This window comes from Paenibacillus sp. FSL R7-0204 (assembly GCF_038002225.1).
In the GTDB taxonomy this organism is placed as follows: Bacteria; Bacillota; Bacilli; order Paenibacillales; family Paenibacillaceae; genus Paenibacillus_AQ.
Map to the genome: position 1 here is coordinate 2,346,286 of NZ_JBBOCA010000001.1, position 23,582 is coordinate 2,369,867.

Annotated in this window: 19 protein-coding genes; 17 read left to right on the forward strand and 2 right to left on the reverse strand. The window is 52.3% G+C overall.

Features of this window, described 5'->3' with window-relative positions:
* The first annotated feature begins 185 nt into the window (after positions 1-185).
* From MKX42_RS10505 to MKX42_RS10585, 17 genes are all read left to right on the forward strand, one after another.
* Complete coding sequence (locus MKX42_RS10505; protein ID WP_340752442.1) at positions 186-1,001, forward strand: hypothetical protein; 816 nt, start codon at positions 186-188, stop codon at positions 999-1,001.
* Between the two features lie 72 nt (positions 1,002-1,073).
* On the forward strand, positions 1,074-1,649 hold the full coding sequence (locus MKX42_RS10510) for a hypothetical protein (RefSeq protein WP_340752443.1): 576 nt from the start codon (positions 1,074-1,076) through the stop codon (positions 1,647-1,649).
* A 482-nt stretch (positions 1,650-2,131) separates the two neighbouring features.
* Positions 2,132-3,496, forward strand: a complete 1,365-nt coding sequence (locus MKX42_RS10515) for an ABC transporter substrate-binding protein (RefSeq protein WP_340752444.1) — start codon at positions 2,132-2,134, stop codon at positions 3,494-3,496.
* 84 nt (positions 3,497-3,580) lie between these two features.
* Entirely contained in the window at positions 3,581-4,462 is an 882-nt protein-coding gene (locus MKX42_RS10520; protein WP_036699404.1) for a carbohydrate ABC transporter permease, read from the forward strand.
* Positions 4,462-5,289 (forward strand): carbohydrate ABC transporter permease, encoded by an 828-nt coding sequence (locus tag MKX42_RS10525; RefSeq protein ID WP_340752445.1) that lies wholly within the window; start codon positions 4,462-4,464, stop codon positions 5,287-5,289. The genes MKX42_RS10520 and MKX42_RS10525 overlap by 1 nt, the downstream gene beginning before the upstream one ends.
* Positions 5,290-5,363: 74 nt before the next feature.
* Positions 5,364-6,353, forward strand: a complete 990-nt coding sequence (locus MKX42_RS10530; RefSeq protein ID WP_340752446.1) for a LacI family DNA-binding transcriptional regulator — start codon at positions 5,364-5,366, stop codon at positions 6,351-6,353.
* 575 nt (positions 6,354-6,928) lie between these two features.
* Positions 6,929-7,903: a LacI family DNA-binding transcriptional regulator gene (locus MKX42_RS10535; protein ID WP_340752447.1), complete on the forward strand. Its 975-nt coding sequence runs from the start codon at positions 6,929-6,931 to the stop codon at positions 7,901-7,903.
* Between the two features lie 50 nt (positions 7,904-7,953).
* A complete protein-coding gene (locus tag MKX42_RS10540; RefSeq protein WP_340752448.1) occupies positions 7,954-8,886 on the forward strand; it encodes an alpha/beta hydrolase in 933 nt (310 codons plus the stop codon).
* A gap of 97 nt (positions 8,887-8,983) precedes the next feature.
* Entirely contained in the window at positions 8,984-9,940 is a 957-nt protein-coding gene (locus MKX42_RS10545) for a carbohydrate kinase family protein (RefSeq protein ID WP_340752449.1), read from the forward strand.
* A gap of 13 nt (positions 9,941-9,953) precedes the next feature.
* Complete coding sequence (gene gtfA / locus MKX42_RS10550; RefSeq protein WP_340752451.1) at positions 9,954-11,420, forward strand: sucrose phosphorylase; 1,467 nt, start codon at positions 9,954-9,956, stop codon at positions 11,418-11,420.
* A gap of 26 nt (positions 11,421-11,446) precedes the next feature.
* On the forward strand, positions 11,447-12,247 hold the full coding sequence (locus tag MKX42_RS10555; RefSeq protein ID WP_340752452.1) for an alpha/beta hydrolase: 801 nt from the start codon (positions 11,447-11,449) through the stop codon (positions 12,245-12,247).
* A gap of 155 nt (positions 12,248-12,402) precedes the next feature.
* On the forward strand, positions 12,403-14,121 hold the full coding sequence (locus MKX42_RS10560; protein WP_340752453.1) for a sensor histidine kinase: 1,719 nt from the start codon (positions 12,403-12,405) through the stop codon (positions 14,119-14,121).
* A gap of 10 nt (positions 14,122-14,131) precedes the next feature.
* Positions 14,132-15,718 carry a helix-turn-helix domain-containing protein gene (locus MKX42_RS10565; RefSeq protein ID WP_340752454.1) on the forward strand — a complete coding sequence of 529 codons (1,587 nt, stop codon included), beginning with the start codon at positions 14,132-14,134 and terminating at the stop codon, positions 15,716-15,718.
* 531 nt (positions 15,719-16,249) lie between these two features.
* Positions 16,250-17,791 carry an ABC transporter substrate-binding protein gene (locus tag MKX42_RS10570; RefSeq protein ID WP_340752455.1) on the forward strand — a complete coding sequence of 514 codons (1,542 nt, stop codon included), beginning with the start codon at positions 16,250-16,252 and terminating at the stop codon, positions 17,789-17,791.
* Positions 17,792-17,861: 70 nt separating this feature from the next.
* The gene (locus MKX42_RS10575) at positions 17,862-18,791 is read left to right on the forward strand and encodes an ABC transporter permease (protein WP_340752456.1); all 930 of its coding nucleotides are present in this window, start codon (positions 17,862-17,864) and stop codon (positions 18,789-18,791) included.
* A gap of 12 nt (positions 18,792-18,803) precedes the next feature.
* Positions 18,804-19,697: a carbohydrate ABC transporter permease gene (locus MKX42_RS10580; protein WP_340752457.1), complete on the forward strand. Its 894-nt coding sequence runs from the start codon at positions 18,804-18,806 to the stop codon at positions 19,695-19,697.
* Positions 19,698-19,717: 20 nt separating this feature from the next.
* Positions 19,718-20,524 carry a Nif3-like dinuclear metal center hexameric protein gene (locus MKX42_RS10585; protein ID WP_340752458.1) on the forward strand — a complete coding sequence of 269 codons (807 nt, stop codon included), beginning with the start codon at positions 19,718-19,720 and terminating at the stop codon, positions 20,522-20,524.
* Positions 20,525-20,869: 345 nt separating this feature from the next.
* Here the strand turns inward: MKX42_RS10585 and MKX42_RS10590 are convergent, their stop codons facing one another.
* Positions 20,870-21,364, reverse strand: coding sequence for a hypothetical protein (locus MKX42_RS10590; protein WP_340752459.1), 495 nt, complete (start codon positions 21,362-21,364; stop codon positions 20,870-20,872).
* 5 nt (positions 21,365-21,369) lie between these two features.
* Positions 21,370-22,986 carry a xylulokinase gene (locus MKX42_RS10595; protein WP_340752460.1) on the reverse strand — a complete coding sequence of 539 codons (1,617 nt, stop codon included), beginning with the start codon at positions 22,984-22,986 and terminating at the stop codon, positions 21,370-21,372.
* Between the last annotated feature and the right edge of the window lie 596 nt (positions 22,987-23,582).

Genomic DNA, 23,582 nt, shown 5'->3' on the forward strand with positions numbered 1-23,582 from the left:
TAAAAATTAAAAGTGATATTTTGGAATACGGAATGGGTAATTAGGATTATAGAGAATAAAATAATATGGAGGTGCAGTGGGGCAATTCATTGCAGGATATCCAAAATAGGCTTTTGTGGCATGCCTACCGATGATATCTTGAAATTCTCTAATTACATTTACAAGTATAATAAGGAGAGTTGACTATGAAAAAGAAAGTGATTATGAGTGCGTTTATTCTAATTTGGTTAATTGCACTCATGCCTCAAGGAACATTTGCAAATGGAAAATTCAATGATGTAAACGATTTCAAATTGGCGATTACTAAAATATCTTCTGCAGAAACTGAAACTTTTAATAGGGATGAAGTATCTGAACAATTGATTCTTTGGCTACAAGAGCAAGGAACAATTGTAACTGATAAAAGCGTTATTCAATTTGTCCCGGCAACTCAAAATATAGAAACATTTAGGGGGGAGAGTGAGCGGCAGGGAGAGGCTGTGCTTGTTTGGAACAATTATGGTGATGAGGAAGTATCTATTAGCACAGTACTACCTCTCTCTGTAAATGGTAAATCACTAAATTTGGTGGATATTGATAAAGATTCAGGCACACCTGGGACTGTCGGATATGGATTGACATCAAAAATTTGGTTAACTGCTCATTATGATTCATTATATGGAACGATTGAGAATATTCGTCCATTGAAACTGGATGTTACTGCTTATGCTAACAGTGGTTATAATATGAATAATTTTAAAGCAACTTGGGTTACACAAGGAGACTTATTGACTTATCCAGGATATACTACTGCTCCTGAAGGGGGAGGATTCCCTGTGAGACATGAAATAACTACAAATGTTAGCTCGCCTATTATGGGGACTAAGTACACAGGTAGCAACCCTTTAAGTAGCAATAGGATTTTCAAAGCAGGTGGAGGACTTGCTTGGATATGCGGGATCGCTTACGATGTGAATATTAATGGTACAAATCATCACTTTGAAGTACATAATTTAATTTAAGAGATAATAATATTATGTATTGAATAATATACTGAAATAAAAACATGCTTTTGTTGGAGAAGGTGACTAAAGATGAATAGAAAATACCTAATGGCGGTCTTCATAGGTTTGTTCATGCTTCTTATGAGTGCTTGTCAAAAAGACAATCCCTACGATTCTCTGTTTCACCATGTGGAGGAGTATCGTACTGTGTTTGCCATGACAAAGGATGAAGGGATTGCCGCTCTGGACTTGGTCGATTACGAAGATAAGAATAACACGCTTACTCTGAATGAAGAACTCACGGCAGAGGATCAAAAGTACGGACAACGAATACGACTCGACAATAATCAATTGATTGAAGGTTATGAATTGGTGACACGATTGCCGAGATCCGAGATTGGATACCAACAAGCAGGGAGAATTGTGGAGGCCTTCCTGGGACACTATAGCCCTTCTGAGGAAGAAAAAGAGAAGGTGCTTGATTCTATCCATGCCGTCGATGACAAGACTTTTCCCGTCAAGCCGGAGGTTAAGCTAGTGACAGAATCGTGGGAGAGCAATGATAAGGGTGGGAGCATGAGTATTCATTATAGACTAACCAACAGTCTAGCGAACGCCGAGGAGATATCTTTGGTATTACAATTTCTCCGCACAGCTTCTCCCTAAATGATTATGCCTTATCCCCTGATATCAAAGGTTTCGGCTCATTCAAGCTGAAGCCTTTTTTGCTGCTGGCCTGCTAGAACCAAACACAATAGGCAGCGGCGAGCGCTGGGGGGGCGGATGTATGCGAAAAACCGATTACAATGTGCGGCTGCGAGGGCTGGGGGGCAAATGTAATCGAAAAACCGATTACAAATGGACCGGGAGCGGCGCGTGGTCCGAATGTAATCGAAAAAGCGATTACAATTGTCCTGGGCGTGGTGCTTGGACTTAATGTAATCGAAAAACCGATTACAATTCGACTGGGAACGGCGCGTGGTCCAAATGTAGTCGGAAAACCGACCACACCGCCGCATTCACCCCTTTTCATTAGCTAAAATTTAAATATGATAACCGATTGACATGAATATGTTAACCGGTTATCATAAAGTTGCATCCGAAATGTATGCGCATTCAAAATAATCATAAGTACGGGGGGAATTCATTTGAAATTGAGAAAAGCTGCAAGCTTCGCTATCGCTCTGACGGTGGTCACCGGATTACTCGCAGGCTGCTCCAAGGGGAATTCAACGAACAGCGCCGTCAAGGAAGACAAGGGGAATGGGGGAACACAAACACAGCAAGCTTCCAAGGACGTTAAGCTTACCTTCTTCAATACCTCTGCAGAAGTCAATACAGTATTCGAGGAGCTGTTCAAGAAGTATCATGAGCAGAATCCGCAGGTGACGATTGAACTGATTCCTACGCCGATCGGCGGCGCGCAGCTTGAGAAGTTCCAATCCCTGCTTGCCTCCGGCAATCCGGCGACAATCGTGAATCTGGATGCAGGCACCATACTTCAATATAAGGATGATTTTCTGGATTTAGAGCCGGAGAAGGCCAAGTATGAAGCCCTCACCAATCCGGGAGCCATCGATGGCGCGTTGCTGGACGGACAATTCCTGGGTATTCCCTGGACTGCCCAAGGCTATGGTCTGCTGTACAACAAGCGCGCGGTAGAAGAGGGTATCGGCGGTGCCTTTGATCCAGCATCGGTGAAGACCCGTGATGATCTGGAAGCGGTCTTCAAGAAGATTGAAGCGGCCGGCAAAGCACCGGTCATGCTTCACGGAGCAGACTGGTCGCTCGGCGCCCACTATCTGGGACTGACTTATTCCCTGCAATCGCAGAAGGTAGAGGACAACCGGAAGTTCGTGGAGGAGCTGAAGAACGGGCAGGTAAAGCTGACGGAGAATCCGCAGTTCACTGGACTGATGGATACCTTCGATCTGCTGAAAAAATACAACGCACGCAAGAGCGACCCGCTCGTTGCCGATTATAACCGCGACAGCGCGGATTTCGCTAAGGGAGCTGCGGCCTTCTACTTCATGGGGGACTGGAGCTGGGCGGTCATCGGAACGCTGGAAGGCCGCGATACTGACTTCGGTATCCTGCCGCTGCCTATTAGCAATAATCCGGAGGATTTCGGCAACGCGCAAGTCGCCTACAGCGAGCCTAAGCTGTTCGCCATTGATGATTCGAAGTCTACGCCGGAGCAGCAGGAAGCCGCCAAAGCATTCATCGAATGGATGGTCAGCAGCGAGGACGGGCAGAAGGCCATTATTACTGATATGGGGCTGTCCATGCCGTACAAGGATCTTAAGGCGAAGAGCACGAACGTTATGTCCAATGCCGTCAGTGAATACGTGAAGCAAGGGAAGATTATCAACATCGGTGTGATCAATTACCTGCCGCAGGATTACTGGGCCAAGACCGGAGCTGCGATGCAGAAGTATCTGGTAGGCAATATCGACCGCCAGGGGCTTGCGCAGGAGGTTCAGGATTACTGGAAATCGTATGCAGGGAAATAGAGAATCTCTTCGTTTGTGCTAAAAGAACAGGCTGAACCGGGATATTCTCCAGTTCAGCCTGTTAAGAGGAAAGGGGGCAGCACTATGAACAAAAAGCTATCACTGAAGAATGCGGGGACGTTTCTGGTCTTCGGAGGTCCCTCTATCTTCGCTTTTGCCGCCGTTGTGATCATACCGTTCATCGTCGGTTTATATTTGACCTTCACGAACTGGGATGTCCGTACAGGCGACAGCAGCCTGATCGGCTTCACGAATTATCTGGAGGTATTCCGGGATAAGGTGTTCCTTCAGCAGCTGTGGTTCACCCTGAAATATGTCTTCTTCACCGTGGTGATTGCCAATGTGTTCGCGTTCTTCATTGCGCTAGCCCTGACGAGAGGCGGGAGAGGCGAGCAATGGCTGCGCACAGGCTTTTTCACGCCCAATCTGGTCGGGGGGATCGTACTCGGATACCTGTGGCAGACGCTTTTCTCACAAGTGCTGCCTTACCTTGGCGCTAAATACGGCTGGGAGCTGTTTCAGACCTCATGGCTGACGAATACGGGGACGGCATTCTGGGCGCTGATCATTGCGACCGCCTGGCAGCTGGTCGGGTATCTGATGATCATTTATATCGCGGGCTTCACAGGCGTTCCGAATGATGTGCTGGAAGCGGCAAGCATCGACGGGGCGGGACGGACTTCGGTAATTCGCAGAATCATCCTGCCGCTGACGGTTCCTGCGATCGTCATCTGTATTTTCATCTCCCTGTCCCGGTCCTTCTTGACGTACGACATCAACCTGGCCTTAACCAAGGGCGGACCGTTCAATTCAACAGAGCTGGCCACCTACCATATCGTTCAAAAAGCCTTCCTGTCCAATCAATACGGTGTCGGCCAGGCAGAGGCAGTTGTTCTGTTCGCTGTCGTAGCGATTATCGCCTTGACGCAATCTTATCTGCTGAAGAAGCTGGAGGTGGAATCTTAATGAATGCTAACAGGCGCATCCTCCCGGGCCTGCGGACAGGATTCCTGTACCTGCTGCTGTTTGCCTTTTTAACACCGTTCCTGCTGATTATTATGAACTCCTTCAAGACCACCCAGCAATTCTTCGAGAGCCCGCTGTCACTGCCGACAACGATTAATTTCAAGAACTATGCCAGCGCCTTTGACAATATGGATTTTATGCAGGGGTTCATGAACTCGCTGATCATTACGGGGATTTCCGTCACGATCATTATTATTTTCTCGGCGATGACCGGCTACTTGTTCGTCCGCTACAAATGGAAGGTGAATTCCATCTTCTTTTTCCTCATGCTGGCCTCCATGGCTCTGCCCTTCCAGGTGCTGATGATTCCAATGGTCATGCTGTACGGGAATATGGGGCTGCTGAATACCAAGCTGACGCTGCTGTTCATGTATCTCGGCTTCGGGGTGCCGTTTGGCGTGTTCACGTTCCACGGCTTTATCAAAGGGATTCCTTATGAGCTGGAAGAATCGGCGTTTATCGAAGGGAGCACCACGCTGCGGACGTTTTTCAGTATAGTGCTGCCCTTGCTGAAGCCGGTGTTCGTCACCCTGCTGGTGCTCGATGTGCTCTGGATCTGGAATGACTATCTCCTGCCGAGTCTGGTGATGCTGTCGCCGGATCAGAAGACCCTGCCGCTGTCCACGTATACCTTCTTCTCCTCCTATTCTGTGGACTATGCGCCGCTGATGGCCGGGCTGATTATGACGATCATTCCCGTGCTGATCATCTACCTCTTCCTGCAAAAACAGATCATCAAGGGAATCACGGAAGGGGCGCTGAAATAAGGGGAAGTTGACGCTATAGCTGAAATCTAACCCGAATTCCTCTATAATTGGAACTAAAAAGCAAGGTGGTTCCTATGGCGAATCTGAAGGATGTTGCGAAGCAGGCAGGACTTTCTGTGAATACAGTGTCCAGAGTCCTTAACAATAGAGGGTATATCAGTGACAAGACGAAGGAGAAGGTCTACCGGGTGATGAAGGAAATGAACTATCAGCCGAATGAAATGGCCCGGGCGCTGTTCCGCAAAAAATCCAATATGATCGGGCTAATCATACCGGCGATTTCCCATCCTTTTTTTGCCGAGCTGACCGCCTATCTCGAATATTATGCAGACCTTAAGGGCTACAAGCTGCTGCTCTGCAATTCCAACCGCAACGTCTCCAAGGAAGTAGATTATATCGAGATGCTCAAAAAAAATCAGGTCGACGCCATCATTATGGGCAGTGCCGTGCTGGATGTGCAGCATTACCTTCATCTCGGTCTGCCGATCGTCTCCTTCGACCGTGTAATCTCGGAGGATATCCCCGTGGTCACCTCGGATAATCTGGAGGGCGGCCGGCTGGCTGCCCGGTTATTAACCGGCAAGGGCTGCCGGCACACGGTCTATATCCAGCGGGGGATCGACGGTCCCCAGCATCACTTCATGCTGGCCGGCCTGAGAAGGCAGGGGTACGAAGAAGAGATGAAGCGTGCCGGGCTTACGCCGCTGTACTTGCAGCTGGAGGTTGAAGAGGGGAGCTATACCGGAGGGGACACTGCCATTGCCGCCTACCTCCAGGAGCATCCTGAGATCGACGGCGTGTTCGCCAGCAGTGATGTGATTGCCGCCGAGGCGATTCATGCGTGCAACCTGCTGGACAAAGAGATTCCTTCAGCGATGCGCATTGTGGGCTATGATGATGTGCAGCTCGCCTCCATGATCTCACCGCGTCTAAGCACGGTCCGGCAGCCGATTCAGGAGATGAGCGAAGCCATTATGGAGCTGGCGGCCCAGCAGATCGAGGGCCAGGCGGTGACGATGGTGAATACGTTCCCGGTAACGGCTGTGGAGCGCGGCACGACCTGATACCCCGGACTGGCAGCTGCCCTGCCAGCGTCTGCTTTAGTAGAGTATCAGATTGAAAATAGTGGAACGGGCATGATGAGACAAATGTATGCGAAAAACCGAACACAATTGCTGTTGCGAGAGTATGCGGACCCAATGTATGCGAAAAACCGAACACAAATAGTAGGTGGGTTCGTCTTACTGATCCAATCCAGCATTTAAACCTGACGCTGCCCTTATACAGTATCAGAGTTAATATGTGAATATTAGCGCAGCAGTCATTCGGATGATGTAGGCGCTGGAACGATAGTAACTGCATTTTGTACAATGGATTGCTGTAAAAAAGGCTTCGAAATAGGATCTATTGTATTCCGTACAATTGAATGTTGAAAAAAGGCCGAAATTCTCCCAAAACACGATATTCTACTGTATGAAATACAATAGAATATCATTTTACGGTCAGCTATGCGTTTTCTGTTGCAGGAAATACAATCACCCACAGCTGCTGCTGCCCTATTATATCAACCGGTTAACATAGAACCTTGCCCTGTTCCGCTGAACAGAGGAAGATGGCTAACCCGGGTCAGGAGGTACGGATGGCTGTAACCATCAAAGATGTTGCCGAGAAGGTCGGCGTCTCCGTCACTACCGTCTCCCGTGTGCTTAATAACCGGGGATACCTCAGTGAGAGTCTGAAACAAAAGGTGAACGATGCCATGGAGGAGCTGAATTACCATCCGAGTGAGGTGGCACGTTCCTTGCTGCGCAAGAAGTCCAATATTATCGGCCTGATTCTGCCGGATATCTCCCATCCGTTCTTCGGAGAGGTAACCAAGCATATTGAGGCCTATGCCTATGAACAAGGCTATAAGCTTATGCTGTGCAATTCCCTGCATCACAAGAAAAAAGAGAAAGAGTACATCGATCTGCTGCGGGCCAGCCGGGTTGACGGCATTATTATGGGCAGCCATACGATGAGCGTGAACGATTACAAGTCGATCAGCCTGCCGCTGGTGTCGCTGGACCGCCAGATCTCTAAGTCGATCCCGTTCATTGCCTCGGATAACTATCAGGGGGGAGTGCTGGCCACCCGGCTGCTGCTGCGCAAAAAATGCCGGAGCATCGCCTATCTCAGCGGAAATCTGCGCCTGGGTCTGCTGGCCAAGCAAAGGCATGACGGCTTCCTGGAGCAGGTCAGAAGGCAAGATGTGGAGTACACTGTCCGGCAAACCGATCTGAACGGATTCAAGTATAAGGATTACGAGAAGCTGGTCAGCAGTCTTTTTGAGGAACGCCCTGAGCTGGACGGTGTATTCGCGAGCAGCGATATGCTGGCGCTACAAGTGCTGAAGCAGTGCAGAAGGCTGGGCAGAGCTGTGCCCGGTCAAGTCAAGGTCGTAGGCTATGACGGAATTGCCGCCCTGGATGCGGAGGATCTGACTACCATCGTACAACCGATTAAGAAAATGGGCGAGCTGGCCGTTCAATATCTGCTTCAGCAGATTGCCGGCGAGCCGGTCCCGCTGGAGACCATTCTTCCCGTCCGGTTAATGGAGAAGGGAACCACTTGATGAACGTTCACAGGATTCATTCACATACGAACGATATGGAGGAACAATAGATGGATTTCATTCACCGCGTAGCCCCTGAATTACGGGAAGGGATCGCTGGCCTGCCGCCGCTGCATTTGCCGGAGGATCTGGCCGCAGCCCGGAATATGGTTCCGTTGCCTACGGAACCGTCGGACTGCGTCCGCATTACGGAACGGGTTCTGATTGCCGGTTCCGGGCCGGTTCGGATCAGAATTTATGAACCGGCTCAGCGAAGTGAACATAAGCTGCCTGCCCTGCTCTGGACCCATGGCGGCGGCTATATTCTGGGCCAGCCGAGCGGTGACGATGCGTTATGCGAGAGCTTCGTCCTCGCAGCCAACTGTGTGGTCGTGTCGCCCGATTACCGCCTTGCCCCGGAGCATCCTTACCCGGCAGCCATTGAGGACTCTTATGCAGCGCTTGTGTGGCTGGCCGATATCAACAATGGGCTGAGCATCGATTTGTCCCGGATTGCCGTTGGAGGAGCGAGTGCAGGCGGCGGTCTGGCAGCGGCCCTGGCCCTGATGGCGAGAGACAAGGGCGGTCCTGCCCTCTGCTTCCAGCTTCCGCTGTATCCGATGCTGGATGACCGCAACACTACACCTTCCAGCTATGAGGTGACGCACCCTGCGGTGTGGAACCGGGCGAACAATCTGGTGGCATGGGAGATGTACCTGGGCGGTCCTGCCGGGGGCACAGACATCTCCCCGTATGCGGCACCCGGCCGTGCGGATCAACTGGCGGGGCTTCCGCCCGCCTATACCTGCGTCGGACAGCTCGACCCGTTCCGGGATGAGACGATTGACTACGTGGCCCGGCTGGCACAGGCCGGTGTAGAAGTGGAGTTTCACCTCTACCCGGGGGGCTATCATGGCTTCGAGCACGTTGTCCCTGCAGCCGAGATCAGCCGCAGAGCCAGAGAAGGCTATATCCATGCGCTGGCAAGAGCCTTGAACTCTTAAATTATAAAAAGAGGACGGGTTTTTGAAAGTATTGCGTACACAGAAACCATAGAATGAATAGGACGCAAGGATATTGGAGTGCCAAGGGGGAGTGCGGGTGTTTAGACTCGGAGAGATAATACGGTTTGAAAATCAGGCGAACGATGTGTTAACAGTGGGCGAGCTGCTCGTGGATATGATCTCTAATGAGTATGGCGAGGACACGGTATGTGATGGGTATACCCGGTATTTTGGCGGATCGCCTTCGAATATTGCCATTAATGCAGGAAAGCTGGGCATCCGGTCGCATGTGGCTTCGGCGGTGGGCAGGGATAGCCTGGGCAACTTTCTGATGAACCGGCTGCAGAGCGCCGGAATGGCGACAAGCGGCATCCAGCAGGTCGATGATTCTACCAGCATGGTGGTGATTACGAAGAGTCAGGCTACGCCGGTTCCGATCTTTTACCGCGCGGCGGATTACCGGCTGGAGTACAATGAGGCGCTGGAGCAGACCTTGATTCATTCCAGCATTGTCCACTTCTCGTGCTGGCCGATCTCCAGAACCCCATCCCGTAGGACGGTAGAGCGGGTGATCGAGACGGCGAGGAAGCATAAGGTGCTGATCGGCTTCGATCCCAACTATCATCCCTCAATTTGGCAGAAGGGGGAGGACGGGGTAGCCTATGTCAAAAGCATCATCCCGAAGGTCGATATCATCAAGCCTTCCGAGGATGACGCTGAGCGCTTGTTCGGACCCGGCACGCCGGAGGAGCAGATCGCCAGATTCCTTGCGCTTGGCGCGAAGCTGGTCATTCTGACGCTGGGCAAGGACGGGGCACTCGTCTCCACCGGCAGCGAAACGATGTCTTTTGCCACCAAGGCTACACAGATTGAAGATACGACGGGAGCAGGCGATGCCTTCTGGTCCGGGTTCTATACAGCTATTATCAAAGGCTATACGCTCACAGAGGCGCTGGAGCTTGGATTTGCTGTCAGTGCGTACAAACTGAAATTCACGGGTGCGGTAGTCGATCTGCCTGCGCTTGCGGTCATTAAGCAACAATTCAACCTGTAGGAGGCTTCTTAAGATGACACTGAAGAATCAAGTACAGTTAATTACTTATCCCGATTCACTGGGGGGAGACCTGAAGCAACTGCATCAGGTGCTGCGCGGTCCCTTCGCAGGGCTCTTTGCCGGGGGGATTCACATCCTTCCGCCCTTTCCTTCTTCGGGGGACCGCGGCTTTGCCCCGCTGACTTATCTGGAGATCGAGCCGGAATTCGGCACCTGGGAGGACATCCGCAGCCTTGGGGAAGAATTCGATGTGCTGGTGGATCTGATGGTCAATCATATCTCCAGGCAATCGCCGTATTTCCAGGACTTCCTGGAGCACGGCCGGGCTTCTGAATATGCGGATCTGTTCATCACCCTGGACAAGATCTGGGAGAATGGCGAGCCTGTACGTGCGGATGTCGGGAAGATGTTCCTGCGGCGGCCGCTGCCGTATTCTACCTTCACAACCTCCGGAGGGGGGGAAGAGAAGGTCTGGACCACTTTTGGTAAAACCGACCCTTCCGAGCAGATTGATCTGGATATCCATTCTCCGCTTACCCGCGACCTGCTGCGGCAGTTCTTCCTGAATTTCAAAGAGCAGAATGTCAAGATCGTCAGGCTGGATGCGGTCGGATACGTGATCAAGAAGCTGGGCACCAGTTGTTTCTATGTGGAGCCGGAGATCTATGAATTCCTGGGCTGGATTAAGGAGATGGCCGATTCGCTGGATATCGAGCTGCTGCCGGAGGTGCATGCACATCACAGTATCCAGACCAAGCTATCGGAATACGGCTGCTGGATCTATGATTTCATTCTGCCTTACCGCGTGCTTGAGGCGCTTACGTGCAGATCCAATACGGCACTGTACGACTATCTGCGGACCCGCACTCATAAGCAGTTCACGATGCTGGACTGTCATGATGGTGTTCCGGTGAAGCCCGATCTGGATGAGCTGATCGATACGAAGGAAGCGCGGGAGCTGGTGGATCTCTGCGTGGAGCGCGGAGCGAACCTGAGCCTGATTCTGTCCGAGGAGCATAAGGCGCCGGATGGCTTCGATGTCCATCAGATCCGCTGCACGTATTACAGTGCGCTGAATGAAGATGACGATGCTTATCTGGCAGCCAGAGCGATTCAATTCTTCGCACCGGGTATTCCTCAGGTCTATTATGTAGGATTGCTGGCTGGACGCAATGATCTGGAGCAGGTCGCCCTGACAGGCGAAGGGCGGGAGATCAACCGCCATAACTATACGCTGGAAGAGATTGAAGCCGAATCACAGCGCGAGGTTGTGCAGCGTCTGATGAGGCTGATACGCTTCCGCAATGAGTATAGCGCCTTCAATGGAACCTTCCGGGTACTTGAGGCAGAGGCGGGTGAAATCAGGCTGATGTGGGAGCAAGGAACAGCATATTGCCGGCTGCATATTAACCTGCAGAATTATAAGACTGTTATCGAATATATAGATCAGCAGGGACAAGAAGCGGTATACTGGGTCTGATTCTAATTCGTTAAGGGGGAATGATGATGGCTACAATGCAAATTAGCCTGTTCTCGGCAAGTCTGAAGCGGGAGGTCACGATCCAGGCCATATTGCCGGTGGATCTGCCGGAGGGCTGGGGTTTGCCTGCCTGGTCGGGGCAGCCCTTGAAATCGCTCTATCTGCTGCACGGCTTCTCCGGCAGCCAGAACGACTGGCTGAACTTCTCCAGAATCAGGGAGCTGGCAGACAGGCATCAGGTGGCCGTATTCATGCCGGCCGGGGAGAACCGCTTCTATGTCAATGATGAGCTTAGGGAAGAATACTACGGTGAGTATATCGGCAGGGAGCTGGTAGAGTTCACCCGCAAGCTGTTCCCGCTATCAGCAGCCAGAGAGGATACCTGGATCGGCGGCTTATCGATGGGCGGCTACGGTGCGATCCGCAACGGCCTGAAATACGCGGAGCGCTTCGGCCGGATCATCGCCTTGTCCTCGGCCTTAATTCCGTATAGAGTAGCCAATATTGCCCCAGACTATAAAGACGGAATTGCCAGTTATTCCTACTATGCCAGCGTCTTCGGCGATCTGAGTAAGCTGCTCGGCAGCGACAAGGACCCCGAGCAGCTGGTGCGTGATGTGAAGGCGCAGGGACTAGCCCTGCCGGAGCTGTACATGGCGTGCGGAACCGAGGACATGCTGCTGGATGTGAACCGCCGGTTCCATCAGTTCCTGGAAGGCGAGCAGGCCGCCCATTACTATGAAGAAGGCCCTGGCGACCATAACTGGGTGTACTGGGATAAGCATATCGAAGCTGCGCTGGATTGGGCGGCTGCTCCTGTGATTTGATTATTAATTGGGAAAATTGGCGAGTCACGGCTGTCCCAATGCGAATAATTTTCACGTAATCAACCGCAAATTGCATACTTATACGCCCCTGGGTCTGGCCTAAGAAGGTATCGGCTCAGGGGCGTGCTGAATTCCGGGGAAAGGAAGAGGCGGGGATGATCCGAACCAACAGTATCGTGTTCAAATTTGCGTTGCAAATGACAGTGATTCTTGCGATCCTGCTGTCTATCCTTGTTCTGAGTAACATCTACTCCCTGGAGGTTGTGCGAAGCAATGCACTGACTAGCTCGCGTAATACACTGGCCCTCTATCAGGCCAACATTCATAATAATTTCAACAATTTCTCCAAGGACCTCATTGAGGTGTTCGACCATAACGTGGATGCCGCCGTGAATTCGGCGGGAATGGATGAGAACAGCCGGTATTTCAGGGTCCAGCAGCTCAAGAATAGCCTGCAGGCAAAAATAGCAGGTGATAATTCGAGCGACGGCATGTTCATCAGGCTCTCGGATGAGCTGGTGCTGGAGCAGTTCAACCGCCGGATTCAATCGGAGGATAAGCTGGCTCTGGTGGATTTTATTAATATGCATAAATTCAGTACGGCTCCGGCAGAACACAGCGGGGAATGGAAGGTCTTCCAGATCCGCGGCGAGTCCTACTTGTTCAAATATATTTCGTATTCAGGAGTCAGCTTCGGAACGCTGGTGAAAGCAGACACGCTGCTGGCCATGGTCGACAGGGGAGGGAATGATCAGAACCGGTATGTGCTGAGTGATTCGAAAGGAACTATACTGGCAGCGAGTAATATCTCACTGCAGGAGGGCGGGGCGACGCTTGAGAGCTTAAGCAGGCAGTATAAGCGGGATTACCTGATTGTATCTGAACCGATCGGCGAGTTCGGGCAGATGACTCAAATGGTTGCCAAGGGCAGTCTGTTCTCGGGCCTGAAGCTGATCCAGTGGGGGATCGCCCTGCTGGCGGTTCTCTCGGTCATCGTGGTGCCACTGGTGCTGAGATTCCTGACGAGGGATGTACTGAGGCCGATTCTGGAGCTGGTGAAGGCGGCGAAGGCGGTCGAGCAGGGGCAGCTGGAATACCAAATTCCGCAGAATACCCCCTACTCGCTGGAATTCCTGAAGCTGTTCCATGCGCTGGAGTCCATGGTCAGTGAGATCAAGGATCTGAAGATCCAGTCCTATGAAGAACAGATCGAGATCAGCCGCGCCGAGATCAAGTATCTGCAGATGCAGATCCGGCCCCATTTTTTCCTGAATGCGATCTCAACGATCACCAGCCTAACCTATCAGAATAAAAACGAGGAGATCCGCCGGCTGATCCACTGCCTCTCCGAGCATCTCCGGTATATGTTCAGAGGGGGGCTGATGGAAGTGACGATGGAGGAGGAGATCCGGCATACTGAGAATTATATCCGGATGCAGGAGATCCGTTATCCTGAGCAGATTTTTTTCATGATCGAGATGCAGGAGGAAGCGCGGCAGGTGCCGATTCCGCAGTTCATGATTCAGACCTTTGTGGAAAATACGTTCAAGCATGCTATGTTCGTTCAGGAGCTGTTGTCCATCTTCATTAGGGTGCGGATGGAGCGGCGTGACGATAGTTCATTGGTCAGCATTGTAATAGAAGATAACGGGGCAGGTTTCGCTTCTGAGTGGCTGGATCAGCCGGAGCGCGAAGAGGCAGGAGAGGATGGAGGCAGAGTGGGCATTGCCAATATCCGTAAGACCCTCAGACTGCTCTACAAACGGGAGGATCTGCTAAAGCTGTCGAATATTGAGTCTGCAGGTGCGAGGGTTGAGCTGTGGATTCCTGTGAAGCCAACGGAATGGAGCCAGTCCGGCTTAGAGGGAGGATAATATGCGTTGTATGCTGATTGACGATGATATTCCTACAATTGAAGCGCTGCGCGGCATTGTGAATTGGGAGGAATTCGGAATTACGGAAGTGTTAGCCGCTCATAATATACAGGATGCGAAGCAACTATTCGAGAACGGCGAGCCGGATCTGATGATTTGCGATATTGAAATGCCGCGCGGGTCGGGCATAGATATGATCAAGTGGGCCAGAGACCGTCATTATGAAGGCGGATTCATCTTCCTGACCTGTCATGAGAGCTTCACCTTCGCCTCCAAGGCGATCTCGTATGACGCCGACTCGTATCTGGTCAAGCCGCTGGACAAGCAGGAACTGGAAGCGGCGCTGCGCAAGTCGATGGATACGTTGAAGAACAAAATCATGTTAGGCGAATACAGCAAGCTGGGCCATGCGTGGCTGAAGAACCAGGATCTGATAGAACGCAGCTTCTGGAGCGATGTGCTGACGGCAACGATCTCTCCCCGGCCCCAGCTGATCCAGAGTGAGGTGCAGAAGCGGGAGCTGTCCATCCTGGTGCATGCGGAGTACAGGCTGCTGCTGGTAAGCGTTCCCCGCTCCCAGATTGAACGGGAATGGGATGAGAGCATCTTCCATTACGCCCTCTCGAATCTGGTCTCTGAAATTCTCAGCAACCGGGTGGGCAGCGGACGGATGATTGCCTATCAGGTCGATAAAGTATTCTACAATGCGATCATTGTGGAGAATCCGGCGGATATGAAGGAGCTGGAGGCAAGCGCCGGAGAGATCATCCGGCTGTCCAGGCAGTATCTGAAATGTACGGCTACCTGTTACTTCAGTGAGCCTGCGGCGATCTCCCGCCTGGCGCAGCTTAAGACGGAGCTGGAGCAGGCGGATGAGTCGAATATTATTTTCCGGGGCAAGCTGCATGTGCCGGATAAGCCCTTCCATGTGGATCTGACCGAGCGCTTCACCCTGGATACGGAGCTGTTCACCCTGCTGTTCGTCCAGAAGGAGAAGGCACAGATTGTGAACCGGCTCAAGAAAGAACTGGAGCTGCTGACGAGTCTGAATAAGCTGGATGCGGCCACGCTCCATTCGATCCGCGAGGACCTGCTTCAGGTGGTCTATTCGCTGCTTGCGCGGCACCACATTCAGGCACACCGCCTCTTCGAGGGCGAGCTCAGCCAGCAATTGGCCCAGGATGCCGAGAGCAGCGTGTTCGACTTCATGAAATGGGCGCAGGCGCTGACGGACAAGACGCTCGATTCCATCAAGGAGGTGCTGCAGGCCGAAGGGGTGGTTGAGCGGGCCAAGCGGTTCATTCAGGAGCACTATACCCAGGATCTGAGCCGGGAGGATGTTGCAGCCAGCGTATACCTGACCGCAGATTATCTGGCCAAGGTATTCAAGAACGGGACCGGCCAGACTGTGAAGGAGTACCTGAACGACTGCCGGATCAGAGCGGCGAAGCTGAGGCTGGTCGAGAGCACAGCGAGCATCGGGGAGATTGCCATGGATACGGGCTTCGATACCCTCTCCTATTTCTCCACCGTATTCAAAAAATGGACAGGCGAAACCCCGGCAGCCTACCGCTTGAGGCACAAATCTGCTCCATGATGATGACCATTAAGAAGCTCCGCTTCTCCTACCGGAGGCGGGGCTTCTTGCTGAGCAGGCAGGTATCGTGCCTAAGGTGCGCAGCATCCTGCTGGTTGACTGACTGGAGGTGCTGGAAACTATGTTAAGGGAACTAGGAGAAGGTTGCTCCTGCGCAGAATTTAGTTGGATTTTATACACCTGTTGCCGAACATATGAACGCTGACGGAGGAATAGTTGGATAACAACACTTAATTAGACATAATTCCGGCAAAGCAGAGAAAATGCTGAAATTAGATGCTGTTTTTCCACTTGTTGGGGTAACTTTAGAAGAAATGGAGAAATTAGAATACGTTTTTCCACTTGTTTGTTTGCCAAGGCCGGGCGTTCTGCCGCCGTCCCCCAGAGAACTAATTAGCAATGCAGAGCCGAGAATCCTCGCCCCCCGCCCAGTGCGGTTTTTTATAAAAACTGCCCGTATTATTGAAAGCCCGCCCCCCTCCAGGGCCGGTACAATGAGAGTGTAAATATAGAACAGGAGGCATGATGATAATGAAGAAAAAGGGGTTAGGTTCACTGCTGCTGTCCATGGTAATCTGCGGTTCGCTGCTCTCCGCCTGCGGCGGCAATTCCAATACATCGTCCAAGAATTCCGCGGATACGGAAGCGAAGGCCAAGGTGGCTGAGATTGTATTCGCACTGCCCTCCTTCAACCGGATTCCCGATGATCTCAGCAAGGTGACGAATGCGATCAACGCCATCACAACGGAGAAGATTGGGGTGAAGGTGGACTTCCGCCTCTTCGGCCCGGCAGATTACGCCCAGAAGGTCAATCTCGCGCTCCAGAGCGGGGAGAAGATGGATGTCTTCACCACTCTCGGACAATTCTCCAACTATGTATCCAAGAGCCAGGTGGCTCCGCTCGAAGAGCTGCTTCCCGAACACGGCAAAGAGCTGACAGCCATTCTGGATAAGGATTTCGGGCCGGATATTCTCAAAACCACCACGATGGACGGACATATCTACGGCATTCCTGTAAATAAAGGGATGGCGCTGCCGACCAATATCATCTACAACGCGGATATGCTCGCAGAGGCGGGCGTAGCAGCAGACTCCATCCAATCGGTAGAGGATCTGCCTGCCGTGTTCGGTGCGGTGAAGCAGAAGCTGCCGGATGTGGTTCCGTTTGGCCCGATTAACGTAAATCCAACGGATACGGGACTTGTGAACTGGATGAAGGGTGCAAGCAAGGTGGATTATCTGACCGATACGACCGGAGTCGGTGTCGTGATCGGTGACAACGGCAAGGTCGTTAACTTCTACGAATCGGATGTCTTCAAGAACGGGATACAGATGATGAGAGACTGGTTCGAGGCCGGGTATCTGCAGAAGGATACCGCAACTACGACAATTACAGCGATGGAGATGGTATCCTCCGGGCGCGGCTTCTCCTTCCTGGGCGGATACAGCGGCATGGAGGTTGGCAAGCAGCTGAGTGCGCAGGTCGGCAAAAATATTGAGACGAAGCGCATCGCCCCATTTTACTTCGATACAAGCGCCGTGAACTCGGTAACCTGGATGGTCTCCAGCACCTCGAAAGAGACGGAGGCCGCCGTGAAGTTCCTGAACCTGCTCTACACCGACAAAGAGCTGATTAACACCATTCTCTTCGGAATCGAAGGGGAGGATTACCTCAAGGTAGATGAGCATCATGTGAAATTCCCGGAAGGCATGGACGCCAATACGGTGCCTTATACAGCCATGCTTAGCTCAGGGATCGTAGGCTCCGAATCGCTCCAGTATCAGCTGGAGGGAATCGACTGGTCGGATGTGGAACTGAAGCTGAAGGAGAATAAGGATACCGCAAGATCGCCGTATTTCGGCTTCATCTTCGACCAGGGTCAAGTGAAGACGCAGATAAGCGCTGTGAATAACGTGGTCAGCCAGTTCCTGCCGGCGCTGGTCAGCGGATCGGTGGACCCGGAGACCATTATCCCGAAATTCATCAGTGCGCTGAAGGATGCAGGTGCCGAGGCTATTATTGACAGCAAGCAGAAGCAGCTGGATGCATGGCTTGCCGCACAACAGCAATAACCATTATATGAATGTGCTGTGGGCGGAGCGGTAACAGAGGCTCTGCCCCCGGCCATGGAGGTGAACCGGCATGACTGCCAGACGCAAGTCCCCATCCAAGCCGCTCAAAAAAACATTGCCGCTCCTCATACTCGCGGGTCCAGGCCTGCTGTATTTTCTCATTAATAGCTATTTCCCTATGTTCGGGGTGTTCATCGCCTTCAAGGATGTCAATTATGCCAAAGGCATCTTCGGCAGCGACTGGATCGGCTTCAAGAACTTCACCTTTCTCTTCCAGACCAGTGATGCCTGGATTATGACCCGCAACACGCTGCTGTACAACCTGGCGTTCATTGCGCTTGGAACCGTAGTCTCCATCATCATAGCTATTCTGATGTCGGAGCTGCTGAACAAGCTGTACTCAAAGCTGTTCATGACCGGGCTGATTCTGCCCAACCTGATCTCGATGATCGTACTCTCGCTGCTTGTCTTCGCTTTTCTGAATGCTGACAGCGGGTTCGTGAACCATTCGATTCTGCTGCCGCTGGGCATACCGGAGATCAACTGGTATTCGGAGGCGAAATACTGGCCGTACCTGCTGGTCCTTATACAGATCTGGAAGACGGCAGGCTACGGCTCGATTGTCTATTTTGCCTCGATTGCCGGAATTGACAAGAGCATCTATGAGTCGGCCAAAATCGACGGAGCCGGAAAGCTGAAGCAGATCCGCATGATTACCCTGCCGCTGCTGAAGCCGACCATTATTGTGCTGGTGCTGATGTCGATGGGCCGGATTTTCAACTCCGACTTCGGCTTGTTCTATCAGGTGCCTATGAACTCCGGTGCGCTGTACAGCACTACCCAGACGATTGATACGTATGTCTACCGCGCCTTGATGCAGCTCAATGATATTGGAATGTCGGCAGCCGCCGGTCTGTATCAGTCGCTGGTCGGCTTTGCCCTTGTGCTTACGGTCAATGCCATCGTCAAGAAGGTCAATCCAGAAAACGCTTTGTTCTAGGAGGAAATTCGGATGATCCAAACAAGAGGAGAACGAACGTTTACGGTGTTTTCTGCGGTCGTGATGATCCTGCTGACGGTTTTTGCTTTTTTGCCCTTCCTGCTGATTGTGATCGCTTCGTTCACCAACGAGACGACCCTGATCCGCAACGGGTACAGCTTTTTCCCGGAGCATCTAAGTCTAGACGCGTACCGGTATATTAAGTCCTCGGCGTACATTTTCATTAGAGCCTATGGCGTTTCCTTTCTGGTGACGATCCTGGGAACCGCGATTGGGCTGCTGATAACAAGCATGCTTGCTTATCCGATGTCCCGGTCTGATTTCAAGTATCATAATACGCTGGCGTTTGTCGTCTTCTTCACCATGCTGTTCAGCGGGGGGGTTGTGCCTTCATACATCATGTGGACCCAGTACTTCCATATCAAAAATACGCTGTGGGCGCTAATCCTGCCCAACCTGCTGGCGAACGGGTTCAACGTCCTGCTGGTCCGTAACTACTTCAAGAATAATGTGCCGCTGGAGATTATCGAAGCCGCCCAGATTGACGGTGCCTCGGAGCTGCGGACCTTCTTCCGCATCATGCTTCCGCTGTCCATGCCGGTCATGGCAACCGTCGGGATGTTTATGGGCCTGGCCTATTGGAATGACTGGATCAATGCGTTATATTTTGTATCTAAGCCGCAATTGTACGGTATTCAGAATCTGCTGATGCAGCTCATGAGCAATATCCAGTTCCTCAATTCCGGCCAGGCCGGGAATGTACTCGGAGCCGACACGGTATCGCTGCCAAGTACAGCGGTGCGGATGGCGATGGCGGTGCTGGGCATTGTGCCGGTGCTGTTCGTCCTGCCGTTCATGCAGAAGTATCTGACCCGCGGCGTGGTTATCGGAGCTGTCAAAGGCTAAATAGTAAAGGAGATGAGCGTATGAAAGTGCAAGAGGTGATTGACCGGATTCTGCTCGATTGCTGCGGGGGACGGAGACTGGAGCAGACCTGTGATGTGCTGGCGGCCGGCAGTGAAGAGATGGAGGTCACAGGGATTGTCACAACGTTTATGGCGACGGCGGAGGTCATCAAGGAAGCTATTGCGGCTGGAGCCAACTTGATTATCACCCATGAGCCGACCTACTATACCGGCAATGATACGCTGGACTGGCTGCAGCAGGACCCGGTATATCTGGCGAAAAAAAAGCTGATCGAGGAGCACGGCATTACGATCTGGCGCTTTCATGACCACATGCATCTGGCGGATACGGACCGGATCTATGACGGACTGCTGAAGGAGCTGGATTGGGCGGATAAGAAGCTGGACGACAAGGACGCCTGGGGATATCTGATCGAGGAGACTACCGTGGGCGAGCTGGCCGGCTTCCTGAAGCAGCGGCTGGGGATGAAGGTGATTCAGATCGTCGGCAACCCGGAATCGCCTTGCTCCCGTATCGGCATTCTTGTCGGCGGCGGCAGTCTGGGCCTGGGCCGGGAGCAGATGCCGATGGAACTGATGCAGGAGAAGAACCTGGATGTGATGGTCTGCGGCGACATTACCGAGTGGACCTTATGTGCTTATATTAATGACGCCGCCATGCTGGGCATGAACAAGGGGATGATCGTGATCGGTCACGAGCGCTCCGAGGAATGGGGCATGAAGTATATGGCCGAGTGGCTGGCGCCGCTGGTGGACGGGCTTCCGGTTACATTCGTGGATGCCAGGGAGCCGTTTGTGTATTTGTGAGACACTTGGGATTGGGCGGCTACTTGTTAATGGACTGTAGGGCCCTTATTTCTCAATAAAAGCCCACTTTGCGCCGTCTGCCGGACTGAGATGCACTTATTCGCCCAATAAGTGATATTAATCGGTGGTATTACCGTGAATAAGGGCCCTGGAGTCCGTAACCTGCGTAAAAAGCGGCTTTTTGGCGGAATAAGCGCCTCTCAGTCCGCTGCGCACTTCTCGCAGAGTACGGAGTCAAAGGCAAATGATGCTGGGCCTGGGCTGGCCCAGGCCCACATATGCCGCAAGCCCGGCACAGACCAAAGCAGCTATCCCCCGCTACCGGGAGGATGGCTGCTTTTTATACTACTGCAAGACGTAATTGCCCGTAGCTCTGTACTTACCTGCCTTCGCATCCCAGGTGAAGATCCCCTCTGCCAGGTCCCAGCCGCCGCCCTCGTCCTTGAAGTCCTTCCAGTATTGATGCAGGCGCCCCTTTTTATCGATCTCGGCTCCATAGTCGCCCATGAACTGAAGCTTCTTGGTCAGAGTCCCATAATTCAGGCGGTAGACCGAGACTTGGGTGTTCGAGGGGAGATAATCCACAATCTTCTTATCAATTGGCACCACTACACCCTTGGAGTTCACCAGATACAAATTGCCCGATTCCGTGAGCAGGAAGCTCTCCTTCTTCTGATCGTTATTCAGGTCAGCGGTTTTCAGCAGACGTACCGTGTCTCCCGGGAACCTCTGCTTCAGGAGTACCTTGGCATCCGGCGCTTCAGCATAAGCCGAAGGGGCGGAGGCTACCAGCAGCAGGGAGGTTAGCCATCCCGCCAGCCTGCGTTTTCTCATATTCATGCTAGTTATCCTCTCTTCCGATTCTCCAGTAAATGATCTACCGCCGCCTGCTCGATGGGCAGCCCCCTGGTGTAACGCTCCATATAGAGGGCAAAGCCGTCCACATCAGTAGGGTCAGGCGCTACCTCCTGTCCTTCCATGTTACAGAACACCTTAGAGGTCAAGTAATCTGCCAGGCTCTCGTTCGGCTCCTTATGCATCATATAAGAGGCCAATATGGCTATGCCCCATGCGCCGCCTTCTCCGGCCGTAGACAGGACCGAGACCGGAACATTCAGTGCAGCCGCACAGATCCGCTGGCCGACCTGCGGGGTGCGGAACAATCCGCCATGCGCTGAAATACGGTCAATAGTTACCCGTTCCTGCCCGGTCAGAATCTCCATTCCGAGTCTTAGCGCTGCGAAGGCGCTATACAGATGCACTCTCATGAAGTTAGCCAGAGTGAAGCGGCTTTGCGGCGAACGGACGAATAGCGGACGCCCCTCAGCAAGTCCGGTGATGTTCTCGCCGGAATAGTAACCGTAGCTCAGCAAGCCGCCGCCATCCGCCTCCGCTTCCAGTGCCTGGTTCAGCAGGACGCTGAATAACTGGTCCATGTCAGGCGTCAGCCCCATGGCTTCATAGAATTCACGAAACAAGCCGACCCAGGCATTCAGATCGCTGGAGCAGTTATTGGCAAGAACCATAGCTACCGGGCTGCCTTCCGGTGTATTCACAATATCAATCTCAGGGTGGACCGCACTTAAATTCTGCTCCAGCACAAACATGGCAAAGACCGACGTCCCTACGGAAATATTGCCGGTACGTTTCCTGACGCTGCCTGTAGCCACCATGCCTGTTCCGGCATCGCCCTCCGGCGGGCATAGCGGAATACCGGCCTGCAAACGGCCTGACGGGTCGATCAGCCGGGCACCTGCTTCACTGAGATTTCCGGCATTCATACCGGCCGTATACACTGTAGGCAGGATATCTTGCAGCTTCCATGGATAGCCTCTGCCGGCAATTAGACCGGTGAACTGCTTCACCATCTCTTCATTGTACTGCTTGGTTGCTTCATCGATGGGGAACATCCCGGAGGCATCCCCAATCCCGAGAGCCCTGCAGCCCGTCAGCAGCAAGTGAACGTAACCCGAGAGGGTCGTAAGATAATCTATTCTGGCCACATGCTCTTCACCGTTCAAAATAGCCTGATACAAGTGGGCGATACTCCAGCGCTCTGGAATTTTGAACTGGAATGTTCCGCTTAGCTCCGCAGCAGCAGCGCTTGTGGTAGCATTGCGCCAGGTACGGAATGGAACCAGCAGCTCTCCCGCCTGGTCCAGCACAATATACCCCTGCATCATGGCCGAGCAGCCTATGGAGCCGACGGTTTGCAGCGTGACGCCATAGGTCTGCTGAACCGCTTGCTGTAAATGCTGGTAGGCTGCTTGCAGCCCTTGAACTACTTCCCTGAGATCGTAAGTCCAGTACCCATTAGTGAATTGATTTTCCCATTCATAGGTGCCGGATGCGATCGTTTCAAAATGGTGATCGATCAGCACAGCCTTGATTCGCGTAGACCCGAACTCAATCCCGAGCGACGTTTCTCCCTGAACAATCGCCTGTTTGACGGAATGCGTCATGACAGCGTTCCCCCTCTAGATAAAATTGCCCAGAATATAACATATACAAGCACTAGTGTACAACCCTTCGGCTCTTTTTTGAACTATTTTTACCCTGATCGGCTGTTGCAAATCTGCAATGCACCCCTCGCAGAAAAAAAATTTTATTTTTTTTGGCCGCGCTAAAATGCCTGGAAGTCTCATCGTCAACACTTTGCCTGAACCCCCGGACATGCGAGGTCATGGACCGCTTTATTTTAATGCCCGTCCAACCCGGCTGAAGAAAATAGTGTGGTTATTTTGCGACTCGCAGTCCCCGCGGGAATACAGATGAAGCACTAAAGAAATTAACGAAAAGCAAAAAGAAGCGGAGGGGAAATTTGGAACTGGAGGAGCGGCAGCGTCCGCCTGAAAGCTTTCCGTAGGAAAGCTAGCTTCGGAAGCATAAGCAGTCACCGGATTTCAACCGCTATTAGCGGTAAAAATCAAGAAATCTGGTGGCGGGCAGCGGCCGGAAGTCCAAATGTTCACCACAGCGACGACCAAGCTTTGAGTTCAAACAAGCCAGTCGCAAAAAAACAACAGAAAAAAACCTTGAATTCAAGGCTTTTTGGAGC

Bases quoted from the DNA above. Each gene is read 5' to 3' on its own strand.
- MKX42_RS10505 (WP_340752442.1), top strand. From the start codon at position 186: ATGAAAAAGAAAGTGATTATGAGTGCGTTTATTCTAATTTGGTTAATT.
- MKX42_RS10510 (WP_340752443.1), top strand. From the start codon at position 1,074: ATGAATAGAAAATACCTAATGGCGGTCTTCATAGGTTTGTTCATGCTT.
- MKX42_RS10520 (WP_036699404.1), top strand. From the start codon at position 3,581: ATGAACAAAAAGCTATCACTGAAGAATGCGGGGACGTTTCTGGTCTTC.
- MKX42_RS10525 (WP_340752445.1), top strand. From the start codon at position 4,462: ATGAATGCTAACAGGCGCATCCTCCCGGGCCTGCGGACAGGATTCCTG.
- MKX42_RS10530 (WP_340752446.1), top strand. From the start codon at position 5,364: ATGGCGAATCTGAAGGATGTTGCGAAGCAGGCAGGACTTTCTGTGAAT.
- MKX42_RS10535 (WP_340752447.1), top strand. From the start codon at position 6,929: ATGGCTGTAACCATCAAAGATGTTGCCGAGAAGGTCGGCGTCTCCGTC.
- MKX42_RS10540 (WP_340752448.1), top strand. From the start codon at position 7,954: ATGGATTTCATTCACCGCGTAGCCCCTGAATTACGGGAAGGGATCGCT.
- gtfA (WP_340752451.1), top strand. From the start codon at position 9,954: ATGACACTGAAGAATCAAGTACAGTTAATTACTTATCCCGATTCACTG.
- MKX42_RS10555 (WP_340752452.1), top strand. From the start codon at position 11,447: ATGGCTACAATGCAAATTAGCCTGTTCTCGGCAAGTCTGAAGCGGGAG.
- MKX42_RS10560 (WP_340752453.1), top strand. From the start codon at position 12,403: ATGATCCGAACCAACAGTATCGTGTTCAAATTTGCGTTGCAAATGACA.
- MKX42_RS10565 (WP_340752454.1), top strand. From the start codon at position 14,132: ATGCTGATTGACGATGATATTCCTACAATTGAAGCGCTGCGCGGCATT.
- MKX42_RS10570 (WP_340752455.1), top strand. From the start codon at position 16,250: ATGAAGAAAAAGGGGTTAGGTTCACTGCTGCTGTCCATGGTAATCTGC.
- MKX42_RS10575 (WP_340752456.1), top strand. From the start codon at position 17,862: ATGACTGCCAGACGCAAGTCCCCATCCAAGCCGCTCAAAAAAACATTG.
- MKX42_RS10580 (WP_340752457.1), top strand. From the start codon at position 18,804: ATGATCCAAACAAGAGGAGAACGAACGTTTACGGTGTTTTCTGCGGTC.
- MKX42_RS10585 (WP_340752458.1), top strand. From the start codon at position 19,718: ATGAAAGTGCAAGAGGTGATTGACCGGATTCTGCTCGATTGCTGCGGG.
- MKX42_RS10590 (WP_340752459.1), bottom strand. From the start codon at position 21,364: ATGAATATGAGAAAACGCAGGCTGGCGGGATGGCTAACCTCCCTGCTG.
- MKX42_RS10595 (WP_340752460.1), bottom strand. From the start codon at position 22,986: ATGACGCATTCCGTCAAACAGGCGATTGTTCAGGGAGAAACGTCGCTC.